The organism is Acinetobacter sp. 1566109, assembly GCF_000582255.1.
Classification (GTDB): Bacteria; Pseudomonadota; Gammaproteobacteria; order Pseudomonadales; family Moraxellaceae; genus Acinetobacter; species Acinetobacter nosocomialis.
In genome coordinates, this window is record NZ_JEYB01000080.1 from 1 (window position 1) to 13,377 (window position 13,377).

At 38.2% G+C, this 13,377-nt stretch carries 13 protein-coding genes and 2 pseudogenes; 10 read left to right on the forward strand and 5 right to left on the reverse strand.

The features are described from left to right. Nucleotides 1-368 (reverse strand): aminotransferase class III-fold pyridoxal phosphate-dependent enzyme (locus J582_RS22915; RefSeq protein ID WP_031983684.1); only part of this gene is annotated, 368 nt, incomplete at its 3' end. A 135-nt stretch (nucleotides 369-503) separates the two neighbouring features. Here J582_RS22915 and J582_RS22920 point away from each other — a divergent pair. The 9 genes from J582_RS22920 (at nucleotide 504) to J582_RS22960 (ending at nucleotide 10,261) form a co-directional block, all read left to right on the forward strand. Then, the gene (locus tag J582_RS22920) at nucleotides 504-926 is read left to right on the forward strand and encodes an Lrp/AsnC family transcriptional regulator (protein ID WP_009501788.1); all 423 of its coding nucleotides are present in this window, start codon (nucleotides 504-506) and stop codon (nucleotides 924-926) included. Between the two features lie 320 nt (nucleotides 927-1,246). Beyond that, nucleotides 1,247-2,677, forward strand: a complete 1,431-nt coding sequence (locus tag J582_RS22925; protein ID WP_032048667.1) for a gamma-aminobutyraldehyde dehydrogenase — start codon at nucleotides 1,247-1,249, stop codon at nucleotides 2,675-2,677. 28 nt (nucleotides 2,678-2,705) lie between these two features. After that, on the forward strand, nucleotides 2,706-3,476 hold the full coding sequence (locus tag J582_RS22930) for a nuclear transport factor 2 family protein (protein WP_002053578.1): 771 nt from the start codon (nucleotides 2,706-2,708) through the stop codon (nucleotides 3,474-3,476). A gap of 59 nt (nucleotides 3,477-3,535) precedes the next feature. Further along, the gene (locus J582_RS22935; protein ID WP_032048668.1) at nucleotides 3,536-4,255 is read left to right on the forward strand and encodes a FadR/GntR family transcriptional regulator; all 720 of its coding nucleotides are present in this window, start codon (nucleotides 3,536-3,538) and stop codon (nucleotides 4,253-4,255) included. A gap of 65 nt (nucleotides 4,256-4,320) precedes the next feature. Next, nucleotides 4,321-5,028 carry a cache domain-containing protein gene (locus J582_RS22940; RefSeq protein ID WP_000193721.1) on the forward strand — a complete coding sequence of 236 codons (708 nt, stop codon included), beginning with the start codon at nucleotides 4,321-4,323 and terminating at the stop codon, nucleotides 5,026-5,028. Nucleotides 5,029-5,223: 195 nt separating this feature from the next. Continuing rightward, nucleotides 5,224-6,555, forward strand: coding sequence for an APC family permease (locus tag J582_RS22945; protein WP_000428065.1), 1,332 nt, complete (start codon nucleotides 5,224-5,226; stop codon nucleotides 6,553-6,555). 19 nt (nucleotides 6,556-6,574) lie between these two features. Then, a complete protein-coding gene (locus tag J582_RS22950) occupies nucleotides 6,575-8,020 on the forward strand; it encodes an NAD(P)/FAD-dependent oxidoreductase (protein WP_032048669.1) in 1,446 nt (481 codons plus the stop codon). Between the two features lie 144 nt (nucleotides 8,021-8,164). Next, nucleotides 8,165-9,523, forward strand: a complete 1,359-nt coding sequence (locus tag J582_RS22955; RefSeq protein ID WP_081405568.1) for an amino acid permease — start codon at nucleotides 8,165-8,167, stop codon at nucleotides 9,521-9,523. A 378-nt stretch (nucleotides 9,524-9,901) separates the two neighbouring features. After that, nucleotides 9,902-10,261, forward strand: a complete 360-nt coding sequence (locus J582_RS22960; RefSeq protein ID WP_000416091.1) for a hypothetical protein — start codon at nucleotides 9,902-9,904, stop codon at nucleotides 10,259-10,261. Nucleotides 10,262-10,402: 141 nt separating this feature from the next. On the opposite strand, the gene J582_RS22965 is transcribed toward J582_RS22960, so the two are convergent. Genes J582_RS22965 through J582_RS22975 form a run of 3 tightly spaced genes read right to left on the reverse strand, consistent with a single transcriptional unit; the run spans nucleotide 10,403 to nucleotide 12,134 of the window. Further along, on the reverse strand, nucleotides 10,403-11,080 hold the full coding sequence (locus J582_RS22965; protein ID WP_022574995.1) for a DUF799 domain-containing protein: 678 nt from the start codon (nucleotides 11,078-11,080) through the stop codon (nucleotides 10,403-10,405). Beyond that, nucleotides 11,077-11,445, reverse strand: coding sequence for a DUF4810 domain-containing protein (locus tag J582_RS22970; RefSeq protein ID WP_032048671.1), 369 nt, complete (start codon nucleotides 11,443-11,445; stop codon nucleotides 11,077-11,079). Before J582_RS22970 ends, J582_RS22965 begins: the two co-directional genes overlap by 4 nt. A 17-nt stretch (nucleotides 11,446-11,462) precedes the next feature. Then, the gene (locus J582_RS22975) at nucleotides 11,463-12,134 is read right to left on the reverse strand and encodes a CsgG/HfaB family protein (protein WP_002048002.1); all 672 of its coding nucleotides are present in this window, start codon (nucleotides 12,132-12,134) and stop codon (nucleotides 11,463-11,465) included. Nucleotides 12,135-12,428: 294 nt separating this feature from the next. Here J582_RS22975 and J582_RS22980 point away from each other — a divergent pair. Next, nucleotides 12,429-12,755 (forward strand): annotated as a pseudogene (locus tag J582_RS22980) (hypothetical protein); the annotation flags it as partial. A gap of 35 nt (nucleotides 12,756-12,790) precedes the next feature. Here the strand turns inward: J582_RS22980 and J582_RS22985 are convergent. Next, nucleotides 12,791-13,377 (reverse strand): annotated as a pseudogene (locus tag J582_RS22985) (IS256-like element ISAba26 family transposase); the annotation flags it as partial.

The following is a 13,377-nucleotide window of genomic DNA, read 5'->3' on the forward strand; positions in this document are numbered from 1 at the left end:
TCGAGTCCAACTTTACGAGCAAGCTTTAATGCTGCTTCATTTGCTTCTGCACCTGAGTTACAGAAGAATACTTTGTCTGCAAATGTATTTTCAGTGAGTTGTTTAGCAAGACGCAGTACTGGTTCATTGGTATAACCATTGCCGACATGCCAAAGTTTTTTTGCTTGTTCTGTTAACGCATTAACTGCCACTGGATGCGCATGACCTAATGCATTTACTGCAATCCCGCCTGCAAAATCGATATATTCTTTATTTTCTTGATCCCAGATACGTGAACCTTCACCACGTACCGGAATGAAATTTGCCGGTGCAAATACTGGAACCATCCATTCGTTAAAGTCATTTCTGGAAACTGCAAAATTATTCATTGTGGCTTGCCCATCAAATTAAGATTATTAGGATTATCGATGGGTCTATTATTAAAAATCAAAATGACTCACAAAATTTGTAATTTAGTAAAAAATGAATTATTTTTTATCAATCTGATAATTGACAATGACATTATGGACAATATTGATCAAATTATTTTAGGTTTACTTAAAGATAACGCACGGATGTCTGTAACCGAGATAGCCGAAAAAGTTCATGTTTCAAGAGCAACGGTTAAAAAGAGAATGGAATATCTCGAGTCTTCCGGCATCATTACCGGATATACGGTTCGTTTTAAACCAAATGCTGAACGCAATGTCATCCGCGCATGGATGAGCATTATGGTCGAAGGTACTAAAGCACAGTCTGTGATTAAAGAACTACGTCTAGAAAGCGCGGTTGAATGTCTGCATAAAACTAATGGTAAATGGGATATTTTGGTCGAGCTACGCTCCGACACCTTAGAAAACTTCGATAAAGTATTAGAGAGAATTCGAAATATTTCAGGTATTTACAATAGTGAAACTAGTATTTTGCTGGCGAGCCATAAGACCTAATCATCACGTTAAATCTCAAATTAAACATGGGGTGAGCCAACTTACGGCTGAGCTCATCCATTTCCCTTTCATTCAAAAAATTCTCTATGGCCGCTCATTAAATCTAAAAACACCATTCCAACGATGAACCTATTCTAATAATCCTCAATAAATTTTTAATTTTTTTAAATAATCAAAATCAAAAACTTAAAACACCTTGTCAGTTGAACTCACCCTTTTTCTACTTAATCCCCTCATCAAAGCATTTGACAGAAAATTTAAAACATAATACATATAGTATTATATGTTATATGTTAAAACCTAAGGACAAGGTATAAAAAATGGCTAAAACTCAACTACAACACTTCATTAACGGCGAATATGTTGCTAGCAAAGGAAATGATTTCTTCGATTTGGTAAGCCCAGTCACTGGTGAAGTCTATGCACAATCGCCGAATGCGACCGAGGCAGAAGTTGATGCAGCTTATGCTGCTGCAAAAGAAGCATTTAAAATTTGGGGACGTAGTACACCTTCGACTCGTCAAAAAGCATTACTGAATTTGGCAGATGCTATTGAAGCAAATGCTGACCGTTTGATTGAAGCGCAAAGCCGCAATACAGGTCAGTTAAAACATTTAATTGCATCTGAAGAAGTTGGTGCATCGGCAGATCAAGTTCGTTTCTTTGCAGGTGCTGCCCGCTTACTCGATGGCACAGCAACTGGCGAATATTTAGAAGGTTTAACTTCTTCTATTCGCCGCGAACCAGTCGGTGTGGTTGGTCAGGTTACACCTTGGAACTATCCACTCATGATGGCAATTTGGAAAATTGCTCCTGCTTTGGCAGCGGGTAACACTGTCGTATTAAAACCAAGTGACACAACACCTGAAAGTACCCTCTTACTTGCAGAAATTGCTGCACCATTTTTTCCGAAAGGTGCATTTAACGTGGTGTTAGGCCAAGCGCAAGTTGGTTCAAAAGTGGTATCACATAAAACCCCTGCTCTCGTTTCTATTACAGGTTCAGTTCGTGCCGGATTACAAGTTGCTGCTTCTGCTGCGGCAAATTTAGCAAAAGCTCATCTTGAACTTGGCGGTAAAGCACCTGTAGTGGTTTTTGAAGATGCCGATCTTGATAAAGCCGTAGAAATGATTGCTTTAACAGGCTATTTCAACGCAGGCCAAGACTGTACTGCTGCAACACGTGTGATTGTGGCTGAATCTGTTCATGACGAGTTTTTAGCTAAACTTGTTGAAGCTGCAAAAAATACACGTTTTGGCGAACCTGATGATCAAGACGCGCTTTATGGTCCTCTTAACAATGCCAATCAATTAAAGAATGTTAAAGCGTTTATCGACAACTTACCTGCTCATGCCAAAGTTGAAACAGGTGGAAAACAGGCAGACCGCCCAGGTTTCTATTTTGAACCGACTGTTATTAGTGGCCTAAAACAACATGATGAAGCTATTCAGAATGAAATTTTTGGACCAGTGATTACCGTTCAGAAATTTACCGATGAAAATGATGCGATTGAAAAAGCCAACGATGTTGAATATGGCCTAGCTTCAAGTGTTTGGACCAAAGATCATGCTCGCGCAACACGTCTGTCACGTGAACTTGATTTCGGTACAGTTTGGATTAATACCCATATTCCTTTAACCGCGGAAATGCCACACGGCGGCTTCAAAAAATCAGGATATGGTAAAGATTTATCTGGCTACGGTTTTGAAGAATATACCCGTGTTAAACATGTGATGAGTTCAAACGAATAATAACAATGCGTTTTGAAAGGAGATCAAAATGAATAAGCAAGAAATGAAAGACTTGGTGACTAAAGCACACCACGAGTTATTTAATTTGCATGACACTACTGCTCTAGACCGTTATTTTTCTGAAGACTTTATAGAGCACTCACCACTCGTTGCAAATGGTATTTCAGGTTTACGTCAACTGGTAGAAGATTGTCCCGATATGCAACATGAAGCTGTACGTGTACTCGCAGATGGTGACTTGGTTGCAATTCATGGCCGCTTTCAGGGCTTAGATGAAAAACCATTGGTTGGGTTTGATATTTACCGAGTAAAAGACGGCAAAATTGTCGAGCATTGGGATGGTCTTGTGGCAGAAGCTGCACCGAATGTAAGCGGTAGAACTCAACTAGATGGTCCCACTGAAATCGTAACTCACCATGACCCAGAGAAAAACCGCGAAATTGTGACATCTTTCTTTAAGAAGTCATTAATTGATGGCAATTATGATGCCTTTAAAGAATATACCGACGGCGACCAGTTCATTCAACATAGTCCAGATATTGGTGATGGTGTTAAAGCAGTCATTGATTTTTTGAACAATATCCGTAATGAAGGACAAGGTTTGGTATACTCAAAAACGCATCGCTCCATTGCTGATGGTCAATTTGTATTGACACATTCCGAAGGCAGTATTGCTGGTAACCGACATGCATATTTTGAACTATGGCGTGTAGATAATGGCAAAATTGTTGAACTTTGGGATGCAATACCGGCTGTGCCTGAAGATGAACAGGCTGTCCATGGTTATGGCGTGTTTTAATAACTATTTATCCGCTTCATTAAGCTAAGTCTTTTGACTTAGCTTTTAGAGAATTCGCCATGTCAGCATATACGATAATTTTTGCACCTATTGCTCAAGCAACTCGTTCGGAACAAGTTGTAGAACGCTTGGAAAATGCAATTATCTCTGGTTTGCTCAAAAGCAATGAACAACTTCCTAATGAAGCAGACTTAGCACGCTTAATGGGAGTTTCGCCAATCACTGTTCGCGAAGCATTAAATACTTTACGCGTAAAAGGTTTAATTGATACACGTCGTGGAAGAAATGGTGGAAGTTTTGTTTGTGAGCTACCTTCTGATTTACTTTTAAATCAACATCCTTTGCGCCAAGCTTCAAATGAGTATCTTGCCGATTTAGGTGAGTTTCACAGTGCAATTTTAAGTCATAGTGCCTATCTGGCCGCTCAAAGAACCACTGAATATGAACTTAACAAAATAAAAGAGTTAATTGAACAATTTGAACAAGCTGTTGAAGCAGATACACGTGCACAGCTTGATTTACGTTGTTTGCTGACGCTTACCTCATTTGCCCAATCTGCAAGGCTGGCAAATCAGGAACTCACGATTCAGGCTGAATGGGCTCCGCTTATCGCCGTACTTTATCAAGATAATGATTTTCACCGTGAGGTTGTAAAACAATATCACCATCTTTTGTCGTCTTTTATGCAAAACAATGAAAATGAAGCTGTGATTCAAGCCCGAAAAATAGTTTCAATGCTCACTGACCAAATGCTTCGGTATAAGTTATCGAGTGAATAAAAATAATAAATATGATGGCTTATCAATAATCAAGTTAGAAATATGGAATTTTAGGAGTTATAGGAATGACCCAACAGTTAGATATAGAAGAGCTACAAAATTTGTTAAAGACGGTGGTTGACGAAACAACCTCTATTACAGAAAAACTCGCAACTAAGGCGAGCAAGATTTTGTCAAAGCATGCATCTGAAAAAAATGCAGATATTAAGCTTTCAACTTCAGAACGCTCTGCTTTGCAAAAGGAAATTAAAAAAGCACTTAATCAGAGCCATTATAGTCAAGGAACTGGTTTTGCGAGTTATAGTCCGGCAACTCAAGAGGAACAAGACTACTGGACACTCGAATGGTGGTATAAAAAAGAAGATCAATTACAACAAGCAAAACTTGAAAACTATCAAAATGCGCAGCGTTTTTTAGATTTCCGCTCATTTGAGTGGTTCCATAAACCTGCACAAAATAAAAGTCCATGCATACATGGACCTTATGTTGATTATATCTGTAATGGTGCCTACACCATTACTATTGCCCACCCTGTCATGATTCATGACCACTTTATTGGCGTCATTGCGACCGATATTTTAGTTTCGGCTCTCGAAAAACTGCTTATGCCCAAACTCAAAAATATTAAGCAAAAGACTGTCATTATGAATGATTCATCTCGGGTCATTACTTCAAATGACATTAGTATCAGAACCGGGACATTATTTAAAGAAAAGACTGATCAACAGTTTTTCTCGCAACCATGTCAGTCTTTCCAGCTGGTTGTCATCTAAAAAGCAAAGAATATTGGCCTTTTATTCTCGCTTTAGTGTGCCATCAAGGTGATATAGCACTTTAAGCCCTTAGCTGTTGTTCAAACTTTCTTCAAATAGACTTGTTTATTCAGGTCTAGGGGAAGTTTTGGCCTAAAAATAGCATCGCCTTTCTGGATGAAAAGCAAAAACAACGAAATTTGAGGTTGAAAAGACATGGAAAATAAAGCGTCTTCCTTAAAAAAATTATCACTATGGCAAGTCACAATTATTGGTATTGCCTATATGACCCCCATGACGGTTTTCGATACTTTCGGTATTGTTTCCGGAATTACCAATGGTCATGTTCCCCTCGCATATTTACTTGCTTTAGGCGCGATGCTGCTTACTGCTTGGAGCTATGCAAGGTTTAGTAAAAACTCAGAAAGATCAGGTTCAGCCTATAGTTATACTGCAGAAAGTTTAGGGCCTAGAAGTGGATTTTTCGTTGGCTGGTGCTCTCTACTCGACTATCTTTTATTACCGCTTATTAATGTGTTGCTGGCTGCAATTTATCTCACCGCACTCATTCCGAGTATGCCTTATTGGTTTTGGGTGCTGGTATCGGCGGGCCTTGTGACTTTAGTCAACTGTTTCCGTATTCGGTTACTTGCCAACTTAAGTCTCGTATTTGTGTTTGCTCCGATTATCCTCATGGTCATTTTTGTATATTTAGTGGTTCGAGGTATTGGTTCGACCCAAGGTTATGAGCATGTGCTTACTCTGGCTCCACTATGGCATGGTCAACAATCGCTATTACCGCTTGTTGCTGGTGCTTCGGTTTTATGTTTTTCATTTTTAGGTTTTGATGCAGTTACTACCCTTTCAAATGAAACCAAACAACCCACCAAGAATATTCCCCGAGCAGTCATGTTAACCACACTTGCGGGTGGGCTTATTTTCTTCACAGCTGCTTGGTTTATTCAACTTTATTTTCCAAACAATGTTCGCTTTCATCATCCTTCAGAAGCATTACCAGAAATTGTGCTTTATGTGGGTGGTGCTTTGTTTCAGTCCATATTCTTATGCGGCCAAATTATGAACACAGTCGCCTCAGGTCTTGCCTCACATGCCAGTGCTTCGCGTTTACTGTATATAATGGGGTCCGACAATATTTTTCCTAAAAAGTATTTTGGAACCATCCATAGCTCTTTAGGGACACCATTTTTCTCGGTTTTATTTGTCGGGCTTATTTCAATGTCGGCTATTTTCTTAGATTTAGCTCAAGTTGTTAGTCTGATCAGTTTTGGTGCGCTCGTTGCTTTTACAGCCGTAAACTTCTCAGTTTTTATGAAATTTTATATTAAAGATAAACAACGTTCAGGTTTTAAAAATAAATTTCTAAACCTGTTTTTACCGTTGTTATCGGTCATTAGCATTATTTGTTTATGGCTCAATCTCGACTCATCTTCACTGATTTTTGGATGCTTCTGGTTAACTTTAGGCATTCTCTTATTCATTTATAAAACGATTAAAAAACAAAGTATTGCAATTAGTAATGCTTATTAATTTTTTAAGGAACGTCGTCATGAAAATTATTTCTAAACCTCAACTTTTAAAAGATGTGGAATATAAACCAAGTAAGTCTTTACAAGTGGGTAAAGAATGGAGCTGGTTAAATCCAAAACACGCGAAATTTGACTCAACTACGGTTAATGGCACTTCGGTAAATAACCCAGCAAACTACTATGAAAGTTCCCTGTCCGATTGGCATACATTTGACAGTTTAAATGCTGATATTGAATGTGATGTGGTGGTTATTGGTGGTGGTTTATTAGGTTCATCGACTGCCCTACACTTAGCTGAACAAGGCGTAGATACCGTTTTATTAGAAAAAAACCGTATTGGTAGTGCAGCTTCAGGGCGAAATGGCGGACAACTTACCCCAGGTTTAGCACGCTGGGAAGCTCAAGAAATGGCTGACCGATTAAGTTATGAAGATGCCAAAAAGCTATGGCATTTTACTTCTACGGAAGCCATGCAACTCATTGATGATATCTCTGAAAAATACCAACTCAACTTTGACCGTAAATACGGGCATATTACCGCCGCCGTTCATGAAGGACATTTGGTTGGCTTAACCCAAGGTGCCGATGCCCGAAAATACTTAGGTGAAGACCATACCCGTATTGTGGGTAAACATGAACTCATGGACTTTATTAAGTCAGACTACTATACAGGCGGTTTAATTGATGAGTTAGGTGGACAAATTCATCCGTTGGCTCTAAACCGTGGTTTAATTTATGGCTTTTGCCAAAATGGCGGTACTGTTTATGAACAAACAGAAGTTATTTCAATAGAAGAAAAGGCAGATGGTATTTATGTTCACACAGCAAATGCTGTCGTAAAAGCTAAAAAATCTGTAGTTCTGGCAGTACACCATGCCTCGTTTAAACTTTTATCTGAACAGAACAATACCACTATTCCATTTTATACCTATGTCGCGACCACCGCTCCTTTAGAGTTTGACACCAAAGAGCTTCTGCCATTTGGACATCCGGTTTATGACACTCAGTTCCAGATTGATTACTACCGCCCTGTGTTTAACAACCGTTTATTGTTTGGCGGCCAAGGTACTGGCACATGCTGGGGGCCTGAGAAAACTTTAAATTATCTAGAGCATCGAATTCATACCGTGTTCCCTCAAATTAAAAATCTAGAAATGGATTTTGTCTGGAGTGGAACCACTGATTTAACTGTAAATGGTGCAGTCGACAGTCGTAAGTTTGGTAATAAATTCCCGATTTATGCAGTTCACGGCTGGAGTGGACATGGTGTTGCACAGACGGTACGCATTGGTAAAGCCATTGCAAATGACTTTGTTGGGCAATCTAATGACTTTGAAATGTTATCCAAAATTGACCATCAAAATATTATTTTTGGCCGTACGCTTGCCCCTGTCGTTATTCCACTCGCAAAAAGTATGTATGGCATCGGTGCAATGATTAACCCAGGCAAAATGGTATCTTTCTAATTTATAAAAACATCATTTTCTAAAAAGGATTCGGACAGTTTTGTGCGAATCTTTTTATATAAAGGCAATATTGCTTTTCAAACTAGGTTATCCCTATTCAATCCATTACAATAGCGCCAGCTTTTTTAGACAGCGCATAGTATTTTGAGTAACTCATCTTCCCAATTAAAACGTGGACTTAAAAATCGTCACATCCAGTTAATCGCTATGGGTGGTGCTGTGGGCACAGGACTTTTTTTAGGCTCTGCACAAGTCATTCAGTCTGCTGGTCCTTCAATCATTTTGGGTTATGCCATTGTTGGTTTGGTTGCATTTTTAATTATGCGCCAAATGGGTGAAATGATTGTCGAAGAACCTGTAGTTGGCTCTTTTAGCTATTTTGCACAAAAGTATTGGGGAAGATTTCCCGGTTTTTTATCGGGCTGGAACTATTGGGTTGTGTACATTTTAGTTGCGATGACTGAGCTTACCGCCGTGGCTAAATATGTACATTATTGGTGGCCTCATATCCCAGCATGGGTTTCGGTTTTATTTTTCTTTATGCTGGTCACGTGCTTGAACTTAGGCAATGTTAAATTTTATGGCGAATCTGAATTTTGGTTAGCCATTATTAAAGTTACCGCAGTCATTTCAATGATTGTGTTTGGCTTATATTTATTGCTTACAGCCGGCAATGATTCTATAGCGAGCTTTTCAAACCTATGGCAACATGGCGGATTTTTCCCGCATGGCTTTTCGGGTTTGTTCTATATGCTCGCCTTTTTAATGTTTGCATTTGGCGGTATTGAACTGATTGGAATGACCGCTGCTGAAGCAGAAAATCCTGAAAAAAGTATTCCACAAGCCATTAACCAAGTTATTTTTCGAATTTTGGTTTTTTACGTGGCCTCGCTCGCAATTATTATGTCGCTTATTCCATGGAACCAACTGGACCTTGGTGGTTTAGATAAAAGCCCTTTTGTCATGATTTTTAGTCAGCTTGGCATTGGTTGGGCGGCACATTTACTTAACTTTATTATTTTGACTGCTGCACTTTCAGTTTATAACAGCGGCATGTATGCCAACAGCCGAATGTTGTATGGACTGGCAGTACAAGGCAATGCCCCTAAAATCTTTGCCAAAGTAAGCAAACAAGGTGTACCCACAGCTGCTGTCGTCTTCTCTTCTATCCTGATTTTTGGGTGTGTTTTACTCAACTACTTTGTACCAGAAGAAGCTTTAAGCCATCTTATGTATATGGCTGTTGCAGCTTTAGTTTTGAACTGGGCGATTATTAGCTTTACCCATTTAAAGTTTAAGCAAGCTATGAAACTAGATGGAAAAGTTGCCAAATTTCCTGCTCTATTTTCGCCTTTGAGTAACTATGTCGTGCTCGCTTTTATCGGCATGATTTTATACATTATGTGGACTCAAGGCTTTAAAGAATCAGTAATTTTAATTCCGATCTGGATTACTTTAATGCTTGGTTTATATAAAGTGTTAAGGTTAGATAAATCACTCTGAACGTCCTAAAAGGCTTATTCAAACAGAATAAGCCTTTATTGTTTTAAGCGGCTGTAAACAAGTCTCACCTCTTTGCAAATTTCAACAGACCAAATATCTGCATCTCGTCTGATCAATTCTCCATCACTTAGTAGTTTTTAGTTATATGCTATCCCTTTAAAAATGGTGCTTAAGACATTTTTAAGAGATGATTATTAAGGTACAAGTGTTTACATGATCTATAAATATTTGTGTCAATGTTCAGCTAAAATCGTGGCTGACCAGATATATCGCGATCATCAATCAGGAAAAGACGCTTCATAAATAGCTCTTTTATCCACTTTACTGATTTTGCTCCATTCACTGCGTCGCTTAATGATGAAAGACAGGAAAAATTTTATGGAAAAAACGCTGCAATGCCCAAAGTGTGGTTCTACAGAAATTGAAACACGTGACCATGACAAACTACTTAAAACCACTGGCGGTGTTTTACTAACAGCTGCAGGGACTACAGCGGGTACCGTAGGTGGTGCTGCAACAGGTGCTTCTATAGGAGCAGCGATTGGTACTGTAGCTGGACCATTAGGTGTAATTGTTGGCGGTACTGTAGGCACATTTGTCGGTGCAATCAGTGCAGGTATTACTGGCGGTGTAGTGGGTAATATTTTTGGTAAAAAAGCAGGTGTAATGATCGATAAAAATATATTTCAGGACTACCGCTGCCTAAAATGCAAATACCGTTTTAAAGTAAAGAAATAAACTAATTTCAATTGAATTAAGCAGGTAAAATCAATTTTCAACTGACTCTCCTGCTTAAACTCAACTTTTATAAAGTGCTCCAAATCATAAAGATATGAAGCAACTTGTCTAATAAATTAAAACAAAAATTTAGATTTTAATTTACTTCGCAATTCCATCTTGTTGGTACTGAGGTGAGCGTGGGCCATATAATAAGCCTGTACCCGGACTATAAGGAGTCGGAGTAAACAGTTGAGCATTTACCATACTTGCTATTGGATAAGCACGATCATTAAAGTTGCTAGAAATCTGTTCAACCAAAGCACCGACTACAGCACCAAGTAAACCAGAGTTATTATCACTACTTGATTGGGATAACTTTTTCTCACCAGTCCAAATCACATCGCCTGTTTTTAAATCTACAAGTTTTGCATCTGCACTTACTGTAGCAACACTTTGGATCACTTGATATTTAGAGCCATATTCTTTAATTCGAATGTATAAAGCGGCATCTGCACCAAAAATCTCTTGTAATTTTTGAGGAGCAATAGACTGCGCATCACTGCCATTGGTGACACCATTCTCTTTGAACATGTTATCTACAACCGAAATTGGAAAAACATAATAGCCAGCTTCTGCTACAGGTGCTATTACGGTTGGCCAATAACTGTAAGTTGCTTTTACATCTGGTGAATCATTGACTGGTGGTAATACCAAAATTGACTTTGGCATATGAGCTTTATAAGCGGTTATGTCTTTATTCGGTGCCGGAGTAACTGCACAGCCAGTAAATGTAATGCTAGAAATAACCAAACCAGCAATTAGAAACTTCTTAATCATGATTTTGTATTCCCACCATTCGCATTCATTTTTTGCAATAAGCGATCCATTAAAACTGTAGACTCTGGATAGACTTGACGTTCAAGCTGGAAATACTCGATTGCTTTTTGAGAATTATTTTCTTGTAAATACAATAACCCTAAATGCGCATATAACCCCGGCGGAACAGCTAGGCCCTTACCTTTAGTTTTTTGAATCTCAGCTTCTAATGTCGTGATTTGTGCACTTGGTGTCGCTTTTTCAGGTGAGGTATACATCAAATAAGTTTGATGCGGATAACTTCCCCAATTATATAAAGATTGAGGACCAGTGGCACAGCCCACCAATCCCAAAGCAAGAACACTACTTAAAACAATTTTTTTCATCTAACACATATCCAAAATTATTGAATTGACCAACGGTTATTTTGAATATCTGTTACAAGATTATTTACTGCTTCACGAACAGCTAAATCGAGCACTTTACCATTTAAAGTAGAATCATAAGAGGCAGTAGAACCAAAGCCTAAAACTTCACGTGCGCCTAATGCATATTCACCAGCACCTTGTACTGAGTGCACAACTTCTGAAGTTTTTACATCAATAATATTTAAATTAACTTTTGCATAAGCAACTTGCTGTTTACCGCGGCCTAAAATACCAAATAGTTGCTGATCACCAACTTCTTTACGGCCAAACTCAGATACATCGCCAGTAATCACATAACGAGCACCTTTAATAGATTGAGCAGTATTGCTATAACCTACTTCTTGTTTGATTTCAGATAAATTATCGCGATTTAAAACTGAGAAATAACCAGTTTGCTGTAAATGTGTCTCAAGAATCGTTTTCGCTTGGCCACCTAAACGGTCTACATTATCTGAGAAAACTCCTCTCATATAACTAGAGCGGTTATCAAACTTACCAATAGAAACAGGAGCTTTTACCCCATTATATTTAATTGCAGAAGTTGCTGCGGTGACTTGAGGACTTTGTATCGTTCTTGATGTTTCAGTGGTTGAACATGCGATTAAACCAAAAGAACTCGCCATAGTAATGATTAATATTTTTTTCATGTTTACTGTATAAAGATAACTAAAATACAAAGAATACATATTATATACAAAAAGACTATCAAATGAGCTTCTAAATTAATCTATGAGCAAAAATCTAATCAATTAAATTAAAACTTTTAAGTAACCTACTTATTATTTTATGAATATTTAATCATAAGAATCATATAAATAGTCACTCAAATGAGCTGTGTATGCCTACGAAGTCAGTGAGAGAAATTCAAAATCAGCTACTTACTTTACGCTACTTATTAGATATGAAAGAATTACGGCCTTATATAACTTTTGAAATTTAAAATGAGAAAAATATTATTTTTAAGTTTAGTCAGTATGTTTAGCTCGTATAGCTTTGCAGAAGATAATAATTCGGTTTATAGAGGACTTGGTACTGGACCGCAGGATTTCCTAAAGTTCCAAATACTCAAACAAAAAGGCTTTATCTCAAAAAAACCTAATATTTCACGAGCAGATTATAACGATATATATAAACTCAAAAAGCCTTATGAGTTTATGGGACAAAATGTTGTACTCATTTCGGATGAATATATGTCTGAATATGTTGGCTGTTGTGTGAGTGAAGGTTGGGGAGCTGTATTTAAGCAAACTTCTAATTTGAAATTGATTGGAGCCTGTAAATTATTTTGTGTAAGTTCCATTTTTTATAAATGATCTTTTAATCGATCATCGAACTGAATCGTAAACCAATTCATTGCTAAACGCCAATTTTGAATTGGCATCGTCCATTTCTTCGCAGCATTTGATGTTGCTAAGTAAATGACCTTCTTTACTGAGTCATCAGATGAAAAGATTTTCCTTTTCTTCGTTGAATGGCGTATTACGCTATTCAACGACTCAATCGCATTTGTTGTATAAATAGCATGACGTATTTCGGCTGGATAGCTAAAGATCGTTCGGATATTTTCCCAATTGGCCCGCCAGGATTCTCCAATTTTGGGATACTGGTGATTCCATTGATCACAGAAGATGTCTAGGGACTTTAAAGCATTTTCCTCTGTACTTGCCTGATAAATCGCTTTCAGACCCGACGTAACAGCCTTGTAGTCTTTCCAGCTTACAAATCTCAGGCTATTGCGTACAACATGCACAATACACAGTTGAATATCAGTATGAGGGTAAACAGAGGCTATCGCGTCAGGAAAGCCTTTTAATCCATCTACACAGGCAACAAGAATGTCCTGTACTCCTCGATTTTTTAGCTCTGTCATGACTGACAGCCAGAATTTGG